This window comes from Paractinoplanes abujensis, assembly GCF_014204895.1.
In the GTDB taxonomy this organism is placed as follows: Bacteria; Actinomycetota; Actinomycetes; order Mycobacteriales; family Micromonosporaceae; genus Actinoplanes; species Actinoplanes abujensis.
In genome coordinates this window covers 174,315-188,301 of record NZ_JACHMF010000001.1, presented here as the reverse complement: position 1 = coordinate 188,301, position 13,987 = coordinate 174,315, and the positions used below count along the sequence as shown (strand labels likewise).

General features: G+C 70.3%; 1 protein-coding gene (running past one end of the window). It reads right to left on the bottom strand.

Features of this window, described 5'->3' with window-relative positions:
• Positions 1-105: 105 nt before the first annotated feature.
• Positions 106-13,987, bottom strand: the 3' portion of a protein-coding gene (locus BKA14_RS00575; RefSeq protein ID WP_184948993.1) for a type I polyketide synthase. Its footprint extends 8,534 nt past the window's final position; the window shows 13,882 of its 22,416 coding nt (coding positions 8,535-22,416); the start codon falls outside the window, past its right edge; the stop codon is at positions 106-108.

Sequence of the window (13,987 nt, the reverse complement as noted above, 5' to 3'; positions counted from 1 at the left end):
TCTGCTTGAGGTAATCGAGGAGTTTTTCGTCGTTCTCCATAGCCCTCTGCCCTTCGGCCTGCTTCGAGAGTGGGTGGCGCACCGCAACGTCAGTGACCGACAAGGTCAGTCGAGGTCGGGATCGTCGAGCTCGTCCTCCAGGAGGGCGAACAATTCGTCCGCGGTGGCCTTCTCCAGGACGCGCTGCTGCTCCGCTTCGGTGGCCACGGCGTCCGGGCCGGACCGCAGCCGCCGGAACCGCTGTGTCAGTGCCTCCAGCCGGGCCACGATCTCAGCCCGGGCCGCGTCGTCCGGCGGGGTGAGCCCGGCGGCCAGGCGTTCGAATTCGTCCAGTACGGCGCTGTGCCCCACCAGTTCCTCCTGGAACAGCTCGGCGAGGATCTGTTCGGCCAGGGCCGCGGGGCTCGGGTGGTCGAACACCGCAGCGGACGGCAGCCGCACCCCCGCCGCCGTATTGAGCCGGTTCCTCAGCTCGACCGCGGTCAGCGAGTCGAACCCGACATCACGGAACGCCCGCTCGGCCGGGATCTCCTCGACGGTGCCGAGGCCGAGGACGGCGGTGGCGTGCGAACGGACCAGCTCGATCGCCGCGCGCCGCCGGTCGGCCGGGGCCAGCCCGGCCAGACGGGCGGCATAGTCGTTGCGGCCGGCCGTCTCGGCCGTGGGGGCCGGGCCGACGTCCTCACGGGCTTCAGGGATGGTGTCGAGGAGAGGCCGCGGGCGGGCGGCACGGAACACCGGCGCGAAGCGATCCCACTCCACATCGGCGACGGCGATGAACGTCTCGTCCTCGGCCAGAATCTCACCCAACGCCGCCAGAGCACGGTCGGTCCGCAGGAAGTTCATGCCCTGCTTCCGCAGCCGGCTCGGCGTGACAGCCCCCGCACCCTGCTCCATCGCCGCGTCGACCGCAGCCCAATCGCGGGTGTCCCACACACCCCACGCGATCGACGTCGCCGGCAAACCCCGAGCCCGCCGCTGCTCAGCGAACCCGTCCAGGAACGCGTTCCCCGCCGCATACGCGCCGTGATCGTTACTGCCCCACGTGGCCGAGATCGACGAGAACAACACGAACTCGTCCAGATCCAAACCCGCCGTGGCCTGATCCAGATGTACGGCGCCCAGGGCTTTCGCCCCCAGCGCGGCGGCCAAGCCTTCGCGTTCGGTGTTCTCCACCCACGCCAGGTACGGCAGGTTCGCCGAATGCAACACCGTCGACAAGCCGGGGCCGGTGTTCTCGATCCAGCCCACCATGCCGGCGACCTGCTCCGGGGAGCCGAGGTCGCAGCTGAGGACCTCGACCCCGGAACCGCCCGTCGCGACCGAGGCGGCCAACGTGGCGACACCGGGCGCGGAGGGCCCCGACCGCGATGTCAGGACCACCCGCTGCGCACCCCGCTCGGCCAGCCATTCGCCGACACTGACACCGATCGAACCGGTGCCACCGGTCAGCAGGACCGTGCCCCGCGGCGTCCACGACCTCACCGGGCCCCGCGCCTGCGCATGCACCAGACGGCGGACGAACACACCATCAGGGCGCAGCGCAGCTTGATCCTCGACCGTCTGGGCCAGCACCGACACCACACCGTCACCGGCGTGGGCGTCGAACTCGGCAGGTAGATCGATCAGACCGCCCCACAACCCCGGACGTTCCAGACCCACCGCCCGGCCCAGACCCCACACCGCCGTCTGCGCCGGGCTCGTGGTCCGGTCATCCGCACCGGTCTGCACAGCGCCGCGGGTCAGCAGCCAGACGGGCACCTCGAGCCCCGACTGCTGGACCGTACGAACCAGATCCACCGTGCTCGCCAAACCGGACTGCACCCACGGGAACTCGGTATCCGGAGTCTCGTCCAACGCCAGCAGCGACACCACACCCGCCGCGCCGGCCAGGACGGAACCCAAGCCGTGGACATCGGTGGTGACGACCTCGGCGCCTCCACGGGTCAGTGCCTCGGTGACTGCGGGGGCCTCGGGCGCGTCCCCTACCAGCAGCCACGTGCCGTGAAGCGGACCGGCAGGAAGATCGGCCGGCTGCCAGGTGATCCGATACCGCCAGTCGTCCAGCGACGTGCTCGCAACCTCCGGCAGCTCGGGCCAGAACCGGCGTCGCTGGAACGCGTACGTCGGCAGGTCCACCGTCGTGCCGTGGCTCAGCACGCTTCCCCAGTCGACGCCGACCCCGGCCACGTACGCCTCGGCCAACGAGCTCAGCAACCGCTGAGCACCGCCGTCATCGCGGCGCAGGCTGCCCACCGTGATCTGGTCCTCGATCACCGGGATCAGCACCGGATGCGGGGACACTTCCACGAACACGCCGTGCCCGGACTCGGCCAGCACCCGCACGGCACGGTCGAACTCCACCGGCTCGCGCAGCGACGCGTACCAGTAGCTGGCGTCCATCTCAGGACCGGAAAGCCACTGACCGGTCAACGCCGACACCATGGGGATGTCCGCCGCGCGCGGGGTGATGCCGTCCAGCACCGCCAGGATCTCGGCGCGCAGTTCTTCCACCTGCGGACCGTGCGACGCGTAATCCACCGGGATCAACCGGGTGCGCACCGCATCACCGCAGGCGTCCTGCAGCTCCCGCAGCGCCTCGGTTTCGCCCGAGACCACCGTGGCGGACGGGCCGTTGACCGCCGCCACCGCCAACCGATCACCAAAACCGGCGATCCGTTCCCGCACCACGCCGACCGGCTCCGCGACCGACAGCATCCCGCCCCGGCCCGCCAAAGCACCCAAAGCCTTACTCCGCAACGCGACCACACGCGCCGCGTCGTCCAGCGACAGAATCCCGGCCACCGCAGCCGCCGCGATCTCACCCTGCGAATGACCCACCACCGCGTCCGGCTTGACACCGGCCGCCTGCCACACCGCGGCCAGCGACACCATCACCGCCCACAACGCCGGCTGCACCACGTCAGCGGCCTCGAACCCGTGCCGTCCCGCCAGGACGTCGTCGAGGTCCCATTCCACGTACGGAGCCAAAGCCGCCGCACACTCCGCCAGGCGGGCCGCGAACACCGGCGACGACTCCGCCAGCTCCCGGCCCATACCGACCCACTGACTGCCCTGACCGGGGAACACGAACACCGTTCGGCCGATCCCGCCGGGAGCCACCTGACTGCTCACCACACCCGGGGCGGGCTGCCCAGTCGCCACCGAGGCCAGACCGGCCAGCAGATCCCCACCCAGCACCACCGCGCGGTGCTCGAACACCGACCGGGTGGTAGCCAGCGACCAGGCCACGTCAGCGGGATCAAGGTCCGGCCGGGCGATGACATGCTCGCGCAGCCGGCCCGCTTGACCGGCCAGGGCCGCCGCGCTGTGACCCGACACCAGCCACGCCGGAACACCGGGCAGCACCGGCGTGGACGCCGGAACCGGCACCTCAGCCGCGGCCGGGGCCTCTTCCAGAATGACGTGGACGTTGGTGCCGCTCACCCCGAACGCCGACACACCAGCCCGGCGCGGCTGACCGGTGTCGGGCCAGTCCCGCGCCTCCTGCAAGAGTTTGACGTTGCCCGCCGACCAGTCCACGTGCGACGACGGAGTGTCCGCGTGCAGGGTTTGTGGCAGATGGCCGTGCTGCAACGCCAACACCATCTTGATCACACCCGCTACACCCGCGGCGGTCTGCAGATGACCGATGTTCGACTTCACCGAACCCAGCCACAACGGCCGATCCTCACGACGCTCCCGGCCGTACGTAGCCAGCAGCGCACCGGCCTCGATCGGATCACCCAGCGACGTACCCGTGCCGTGCGCCTCGACGGCATCAACGTCAGCCGCGGTCAACTGCGCATTCGCGAGCGCCGCACGGATCACCCGCCGCTGCGACGGACCGTTCGGCGCGGACAGGCCGTTGGAGGCGCCGTCCTGGTTGACCGCGCTGCCCCGGATCACCGCCAGCACCTGGTGCCCGTTGCGCTGAGCGTCCGACAGCCGCTCCAGCAAAATCATTCCGGCGCCTTCGCCCCAGCCGATCCCGTCAGCCGAGTCGGAGAACGCTTTGCAGCGGCCACTTGAGCCCATACCACCTTGCTCGGCGAACTCCATGAACGCGCCCGGCGACGTCATCACCGCCACACCACCCGCGAGGGCCATCGTGCACTCACCGCCCCGCAAGGCGGAAACGGCTTGATGCAGGGCGACCAGCGACGATGAACACGCCGTGTCGACAGTCAGGGCCGGGCCGGTCAGCCCCAGCACGTACGAGATCCGGCCGGACGCCACCGACGACACCGAACCCGTCAGCCGGTAACCGTGCAGGGAATGGTCGTCGACCGGCAGGCTGGTGTCGTAGCCGGAGTGGCTGGCCCCGATGAACACGCCGGTCGCCGAACCGTGCAAGGACGACGGGGCCAGACCGGCCCGCTCGATGGCCTCCCACGCCGTCTCCAGCAGCAGCCGCTGCTGCGGATCCATCGCCAGCGCCTCGCGCGGGTTGATCCCGAAGAAGCCGGGGTCGAAGTCGGCCACGTCGTAGATGAAGCCGCCTTCGCGCACGTAGTTCCGTCCGGCTGCGAACTCCGCCTCGAACGCCTCCCAGCCCCGGTCCGCCGGGAACCCGGAGATGGCGTCCGTGCCGCTGGTCAGCAGCTCCCAGAACTGCTCCGGGCCCCGCACGTCACCCGGATAACGGCAGCCCATACCCACGATTGCGATCGGCTCACCACCGGCCGCCGCCACCACCTGCACCGCGCTGTCGGCGGCACCGGTACCGACCAGCTCGCCCCGGATGAACTCGGCCAAAGCGGCCGCGTTCGGGTAGTCGAACACCAGCGTTGACGGCAGCCGCACCCCCACCGCGGCCGACAGGCGGTTGCGCAGCTCTACCGCCCCGACCGAGTCGAAGCCCAGATCCTTGAACGCCCGCTGCGGCAACACCGCCTCAGCCGACTCATGGCCCAGCACCGCCGCCGCATGAGCGCGGACGCTGTCCGTGAGCACCTGCCGCTGCTCGCCCGGCGACATACCCCGCAGCCGGCTGACCAGCTCGGACCCGGCGGGCTCCTCCGCCGGCCGCTGCTCGGCCTCGAGGATCGCGCGGACCTCGGGCAGACCCGACAACAACGAACTCGGCCGCCGCAACGTGTACGTCGGCACAAACGACGGCCAGTCGAACCCGGCCACCGCGACCGTCCCCTCACCGGCATCCAAGATCTGACCGAGAGCGCGCATACCCCGCTCCGCGTCGATGCCTTCCATCCCGAAGTCCAGCAGCCGATCACCACCCTCACCGGCCGCCATACCCACACCGGCCCACAACCCCCACACCACCGAGGTCGCGACCAAACCCCGAGCCCGGCGGCTCTCACACAACGCGTCAAGGTGGGCGTTGGCCGCCGCGTACGCGCTGAGCCCTCCGCTCCCCCAGGTTCCGGCTCCCGAGGAGTAGAGAACGAACGCGTCCAGGTCCCGGTCGGCGGTCAGCTCGTCGAGCAGCGCCGCGCCGCCGACCTTCCCCGACAACACATACGCCAGATCGTCGGCGGTCACCTGCTCGACCGGTGTCCGGGAACCCACGCCGGCCGCATGGAACACCGACGACAACTCCGGACCGACCCAGTCCAGCAGAGCCGTAACGGAGGCGCGGTCGGCGATGTCGCACGCCACCACCTCCACCGCGGCTCCGGCCGCCGCGATCGACGCCGCCACCTCGGCCACCCCACCGGCGGCCGGGCCGGACCGGCTCGTCAACACCACCCGCCCGGCGCCACGCTCGACCACCCAACCAGCGGTGATCGCACCCACCCCGCCCGTGCCCCCGGTCACCAGCACCGATCCTCGAGGTGTCCACGAGCGTCCCGTCACCGGCCGAGGCGCACGCTCCAGCCGCCGACCCACCATTCCAGCCGGGCGGATCGCGACCTGATCCTCACCGTTACCGGCCAGCACCGACACCAACCGGGACGCCGCCCGCGCGTCCAGCACCGCGGGCAAATCGATCAGGCCACCCCACCGATCGGCCAGCTCCAGACCAGCAACGACACCAAGACCCCACACCTGTGCCTGGACCGGATCCACCGCAGCATCGACAGCCGCACCACCCCGGGTCAGGACCCACAACGGTGCCACACCGTCCAACGTCCGCAGCAGATCCAGAGTCGCCAGCACGCCCGCCGAAACGACATCCGAACCGCCGGACAGCCCGCCGTTCAACGCGGCTGTCGACACCACCCCGGCCAGACCGGAGCCATCGATGCCGGCAAGCTGCTCCACCCCGGACACACCGACCACCTCGGCACCGCGCTCGGCCAGCACCGAACCGATCCCCTCGGTGTCGTCACCGACCACCAGCCACCGGCCGGTCAGCACCGCCTCCGTGTCGGCGACCGCAGCCCAGGTGACCCGATAACGCCAATCAGCCACCGACGCATCCCCACGCTCCCGGCGGCGCCAATCAGCCAGCGCATCCACCCCGATCTCGGACGGATCCACACCCAGCAACTGCGCCAACGCGCCCGCGTCACCCTGCTCCACCGCGGCCCAGAAACCCGCCTCCACCGACGAACCCGACCACGCCTGCACCACCCGCTCAACCGGCCGCGGCCAGAAATGCCGCCGCTGGAAGGCGTACGTCGGCAGCGCGACCGTCCTCCCGCCACCCAGCACAGCCCGCCAGTCAACCTCCACCCCAGCCACAAACGCCTCAGCCAACGAGCTCAGCAACCGCTGGACGCCACCCTCGTCCCGCCGTAGCGTGCCGATTGTGACCAGGCCCTCGATCACCGGGATCAGCACCGGATGCGGGGAAACCTCCACGAACACGCCATGACCGGCCTGACTCAACACCTGAACCGCACGGTCGAACTCCACCGGCTCGCGCAACGACGCGAACCAGTAGCCGGCATCCATCTCCACGCCGGTCAGCCAACGACCGGTCAACGCCGACACCATCGGGATGTCCGCCTCGCGCGGGGTGATGCCGTTGAGAGCGGCCAAGATCTCGGCGCGCAATTCCTCCACCTGCGGACCGTGCGACGCGTAATCCACCGGGATCAACCGGGTCCGCACCACATCACCACAGGCGTCCTGCAGCTCCCGCAGCGCCGACGGCTCACCGGAAACCACCGTGGCGGACGGGCCGTTGATAGCGGCGATCGACAGCCGGTCACCGAAACCGGCGATCCGTTCCCGCACCACGCCGACCGGCTCCGCGATCGACACCATCCCGCCCCGGCCCGCCAACGCACCCAAAGCCTTACTGCGCAACGCGACCACACGCGCCGCATCCTCCAGCGATAGGATCCCGGCCACCGCAGCCGCCGCGATCTCACCCTGCGAATGACCCACCACCGCGTCCGGCTTGACACCGGCCGCCTGCCAGACAGCGGCCAGCGACACCATCACCGCCCACAACGCCGGCTGCACCACGTCAGCGGCCTCAAAACCGTGCCGACCCGCCAGAACGTCGTCCAATTCCCATTCCACGTACGGGGCCAAAGCACGACCGCACTCCGCCAGCCGGGCCGCGAACACCGGCGACGCCCCCGCCAACTCCCGGCCCATACCGACCCACTGACTGCCCTGACCAGGGAACACGAACACCGTCCGGCCCGCACCCGCCGGCACCTCACCGGTGATCACCCCGGCCGCCGGCCGGCCCGTAGCCACCGACAGCAGACCCAGCACCGGATCCGCACCCAGCACGACCGCCCGATGGTCGAACACCGACCGAGTGGTGGCCAACGACCAGGCCACATCAGCGGGGTTGAGGTCGGGCCGGGCGAGCAGGTGCTCGCGCAGCCGACCCGCCTGACCCGCCAACGCGGCCGCGGTGCGGCCCGACAACAACCAGGCCGGCCTGTCGGAGGCCAGCACCGGAAGGCTGACAGGGGCCGGGGCCGGTGGCGCCTGGTCTGCCGCGGGCGCCTCTTCGAGGACGATGTGGGCGTTGGTGCCGCTGATGCCGAAGGCCGAGACGCCAGCCCGGCGCGTCCGGTCGCCGGCCGACCAGTCGCGGGCCTGCTGCAACAGCCGAACGGTGCCCGCACTCCAGTCGACGTGTGACGACGGCGTCTCGGCGTACAGGGTCTGCGGCAGCTTGCCATGACCTAGAGCGAGGACCATTTTGATCACACCGGCGATACCCGCGGCCTGCTGCGCGTGCCCGATGTTCGACTTGATCGACCCGACCCACAACGGCTCGCCCGCAGGCCGGTCCTCGCCATAGGTGGCCAGCAGCGCGCCGGCCTCGATCGGGTCACCCAGCTCGGTCCCGGTCCCGTGCGCCTCGACCACGTCGACATCGGCCGCGGAGAGGCGGGCGTTGGCGAGGGCGGCGCGGATCACCCGCTGCTGCGACGGACCGTTCGGCGCCGACAGGCCATTCGACGCACCGTCCTGGTTCACCGCGCTGCCCCGGATGACTGCCAGCACCTCGTGGCCGTTGCGGCGGGCGTCGGAGAGGCGTTCCAGCATGACCATGCCGGCCCCCTCAGCGATGCCCATGCCGTCCGAACCCTCGGCGAACGCCTTGCACCGGCCGTCGGAAGCCAGCACCCGCATGCGGGAGAACCCGACGAACTCCATCGGGTCGGCCATCACCATCACGCCGCCGGCCAGGGCCATCGAGCACTCACCACCACGCAGCGCCGTCACCGCTTGGTGAAGAGCCACCAGCGACGAGGAACAGGCGGTGTCCACCGACACCGCCGGGCCGACCAGCCCCAAGGTGTAGGAGATCCGGCCCGACAGAACACTCAGCGCATTGCCGGTGATCAGGTGTGCCTGAGCGTCCGCGTCCGTGCTGGCCGCGTCGAGGTAGCCGGAAGTGGCCGCGCCGACGAAGACGCCGATCCCGGCGCCCTTCAGTTCGACCGGGTCGATACCGGCACGTTCGATGGCCTCCCACGAGGTTTCCAGCAGGAGCCGCTGCTGCGGGTCCATGGCCAACGCCTCACGCGGGCTGATCCCGAAGAAGTCGGCGTCGAACTCGGCCACCCCGGTGATGAAGCCGCCCTCGGTGACATAGGTGGAGCCTTCGGCGTCGGGGTCCGGGTCGAACAGTCCCTCCACGTCCCAGCCCCGGTCGGTGGGGAACCCGGAGATCGCGTCGCCCCCGTTGGCCAGCAGGTCCCACAGCTCTTCCGGGCTGCGCACGCCGCCGGGGTAGCGGCAGGCCATACCCACGATCGCGATGGGTTCGGTCGGTGCCTGCACCACCACCGAAGTCACCTGCCGGGCATCCGAACCCAGCAGCCGGGTAATGATCTCCTCAGCCAGCGCTTTCGGGCTCGGATGGTCGAACACCACCGTCGAGGGCAACCGCACCCCCGCCGCGGTGTTGAGCCGGTTCCGCAACTCGACCGCGGTCAACGAATCGAAGCCGACATCACGAAACGCCCGCTCGGCCGGGATCTCCTCCGCCGACTCGAAACCCAGCACCGCCGTCGCGTGCGACCGGACCAGGTCGATCACCGTCCGCAGACGCTCCGCAACCGGCATGGCCGCCAGCTCTGACGCATACCCGCCGCGTTCGGTCGTCGCAGTCGCCGGGGCCGGCTCGGCTTCCTCCCGCGCCTCGGGAATCGTGTCCAGCAGCGGCCGCGGCCGGGCGGCCCGGAACACCGGCGCGAACCGATCCCACTCCACATCAGCGACCGCGATGAACGTCTCGTCCTCGGCCAGAATCTCACCCAACGCCGCCAGAGCACGGTCGGTCCGCAGGAAATTCATGCCCTGCTTGCGCAACCGGCTCGGCGTGACAGCACCCGCACCCTGCTCCATCGCCGCATCCACGGCGTCCCAGTCACGGGTATTCCACACGCCCCAGGCGATGGACGTTGTGGGCAGGCCCCGGCCGCGCCGCTGTTCAGCGAACCCGTCCAAAAACGCGTTCCCCGCCGCATACGCGCCGTGATCATTACTGCCCCACGTGGCCGAGATCGACGAGAACAACACGAACTCGTCCAAGTCGAGACCGCTGGTGGCCTGATCCAGATGCACCGCACCCAACGCTTTCGCGCCCAGCGCGGCGGCCAAGCCCTCACGTTCGGTGTTCTCCACCCACGCCAGATACGGCAGATTCGCCGAATGCAGGACCGTCGACAAGCCCGGACCCGAGTCCTCGATCCAGTCGACCATGCCCGCGACTTGTTCCGGGGAGCCGAGGTCGCAGCTCAACACCTCGACCCCGGAACCGCCCGTCGCGACCGAGGCGGCCAACGTGGCGACACCCGGCGCGGACGGACCCGACCGCGACGTCAGGACCACCCGCTGCGCACCCCGACCGGCCAGCCATTCGCCGACACTGACACCGATCGAACCGGTGCCACCGGTCAGCAGGACCGTGCCCCGCGGCGTCCACGACCTCACCGGGCCCCGCGCCTGCGCATGCACCAGACGGCGAACAAACACACCATCAGGGCGCAACGCAGCCTGATCCTCGACCCTCTGCGCCAGCACCGACACCAAACCATCACCAGCACGGGCGTCGAACTCCACCGGCAGATCGATCAGCCCACCCCACAACCCCGGACGTTCCAGACCCACCGCCCGGCCCAGACCCCACACCGCCGTCTGCGCCGGACTGGTCGTCACCTCACCAGCACCGGTCTCCACCGGACTGGACGTCACCTCACCAGTACCGGTCTGTACCGGACCGGTCGTGACCTCACCAGCACCGGCCTGCACCGCGCCGCGGGTCAGCAACCAGACGGGCACCTCGAGCCCCGACTGCTGGACCGTACGAACCAGATCCACCGTGCTCGCCAAACCGGACTGCACCCACGGGAACTCGGCATCCGGAGTCTCGTCCAGCGCCAGCAGCGACACCACACCCGCCGCGCCGGCCAGGACAGAATCCAGGCCGTCGACACCGGTGGTGACGACCTCGGCGCCACGACGGGTCAGCGCTTCGGCGATCGCCGGGGCGGACGGGTCGTCCCCGACCAGCAGCCACGTGCCGTTAAGCGGACCGGCGGGCATGTCGGCCGGCTGCCAGGTGATGCGGTACCGCCAGTCGTCCAGCGACGTGCTCGCAACCTCCGGCAGCTCGGGCCAGAACCGGCGTCGCTGGAACGCGTACGTCGGCAACGCGACCGTTTCCCCGCCACCCAGAATCAGCGACCAGTCGACGCTCACACCGGCCACGAACGCCTCAGCGAACGAGGTCAGCAGACGCTGGGCACCGCCGTCGTCACGGCGCAGCGTGCCGATCGTGATCTGGTCCTCGATCACCGGGATCAGCACCGGATGCGGGGACGCCTCCACGAACACGCCGTGCCCGGACTCGGCCAGCACCCGCACGGCACGGTCGAACTCCACCGGCTCGCGCAACGACGCGTACCAGTAGCCGGCGTCCATCTCCGGACCGGACAACCACTCTCCGGTCAACGCCGACACCATCGGAATGTCAGCGGGGCGGGGAGCGACACCCGCCAGCACGCCCAGGATCTCCGCGCGCAGTTCTTCCACCTGCGGACCGTGCGACGCATAGTCCACCGGAATCAACCGCGTCCGCACCGCATCACCGCAGGCGTCCTGCAGCTCCCGCAGCGCCTCGGTTTCGCCCGAGACCACCGTCGACGACGGGCCGTTAACCGCCGCCACCGCCAACCGATCACCAAAACCGGAAAGACGAGAACGCACCGCCTCAACCGGCTCCGCGACCGACAACATCCCGCCCCGGCCCGCGAGCGCGGACAGCGAACGGCTGCGGAGGACCACCACCCTTGCGGCATCGTCCAGCGACAGAATGCCCGCCACGGTAGCGGCCGCGATTTCACCCTGCGAGTGACCGACAACAGCATCCGGCTGCACACCGGCCGCCTGCCAGACCGCGGCCAATGACACCATCACGGCCCACAACGCGGGCTGCACGACACTCGCGGCCTCGAACCCGTGCTGACCCGCCAGGACCTCGTCGAGTTCCCATTCCACGTACGGGGCCAAAGCACGACCGCACTCCGCCAATCGGGCCGCGAACACCGGCGACGACTCCGCCAGCTCCCGGCCCATACCGACCCACTGACTGCCCTGACCGGGGAACACGAACACTGTCCGGCCGATCCCGCCGGGAGCCACCTGACCCGTGACCACACCCGGAGCGGGCTGGCCCGTCGCCAAGGAAGCCAGACCGGCCGGCAGATCTCCGCCCAGCACGACCGCGCGGTGCTCGAACACCGACCGGGTGGTAGCCAGCGACCAGGCCACGTCAGCGGGATCAAGGTCCGGCCGGGCGATGATGTGCTCGCGCAGCCGGCCCGCTTGACCGGCCAGGGCGGCCGCGTTGTGACCCGAGACCAGCCACGCCGGAACACCGGGCACGACCGGCTCGACCACCGCCACCGGCACCTCAGCCGCGGCCGGCGCCTCTTCCAGAATGACGTGCACGTTGGTGCCGCTCACCCCGAACGCCGACACACCAGCCCGGCGCGGCCGATCCCCGGCCGGCCATTCCTGCGAACGTTGCAGTAGCTGTACGTTGCCCGCCGACCAGTCCACGTGCGACGACGGAGTGTCCGCGTGCAACGTCCGCGGCAAATGGCCGTGCTGCAACGCCAACACCATCTTGATCACACCGGCCACACCCGCGGCGGTCTGCAAATGACCGATGTTCGACTTCACCGAACCCAGCCACAACGGGTGGTCGTCCGGCCGGCCCTGCCCGTACGTGGCCAGCAGTGCCTGCGCCTCGATCGGATCACCCAGCGAGGTGCCCGTGCCGTGCGCCTCGACCGCGTCGATGTCGTTGGCGGTCAGCTGCGCGTTGGCCAGCGCGGCGCGGATCACCCGCCGCTGCGACGGACCGTTCGGCGCGGACAGGCCGTTGGAGGCGCCGTCCTGGTTGACCGCACTACCCCGGATCACCGCCAAAACCTGGTGCCCGTTGCGCTGAGCGTCCGACAGCCGCTCCAGCAACACCATCCCGGCGCCCTCACCCCAGCCGATCCCGTCCGCCGAGTCCGAGAACGCCTTACAACGCCCGCTCGAGCCCATACCACCCTGCTCGGCGAACTCCATGAACGCGCCCGGCGACGTCATCACCGCCACACCACCCGCGAGGGCCATCGTGCACTCACCGCCGCGCAGTGCCGACACGGCCTGGTGCAGGGCAACCAACGACGACGAACACGCCGTATCAACCGTCAAGGCCGGACCGGTCAACCCCAGCACGTACGAGATCCGGCCGGACGCCACCGACGACACCGAACCCGTCAGCCGATAACCGTCCAGACTCGCGTCGTCGACCGGCAAGTTGCTGTCGTAGCCGGAGTGACTCGCACCGATGAACACACCCGTCGCCGAACCGTGCAGCGACGACGGGGCCAGACCGGCCCGCTCGATGGCCTCCCACGCGGTTTCCAGCAACAACCGCTGCTGCGGATCCATGGCCAGCGCCTCACGCGGGTTGATCCCGAAGAAACTGGGGTCGAAGTCAGCGACGTCGTAAATGAAGCCGCCCTCACGGACGTAAGCGCGGCCGGACCCGAACTCCGCCTCGAACGCCTCCCAGCCCCGGTCCGCCGGGAACCCGGAGATGGCGTCCGTGCCGCTGGTCAGCAGCTCCCAGAACTGCTCCGGGCCCCGCACGTCACCCGGATAACGGCAGCCCATACCCACGATTGCGATCGGCTCACCACCGGCCGCCGCCACCACCTGCACCGCGCTGTCGGCGGCACCGGTACCGACCAGCTCGCCCCGGATGAACTCGGCCAAAGCGGCCGCGTTCGGGTAGTCGAACACCAGCGTTGACGGCAGCCGCACCCCCACCGCGGCCGACAGGCGGTTGCGCAGCTCTACCGCCCCGACCGAGTCGAAGCCCAGATCCTTGAACGCCCGCTGCGGCAACACCGCCTCAGCCGACTCATGGCCCAGCACCGCCGCCGCATGAGCGCGGACGCTGTCCGTGAGCACCTGCCGCTGCTCGCCCGGCGACATACCCCGCAGCCGGCTGACCAGCTCGGACCCGGCGGGCTCCTCCGCCGGCCGCTGCTCGGCCTCGAGGATCGCGCGGACCTCGGGCAGACCCGAC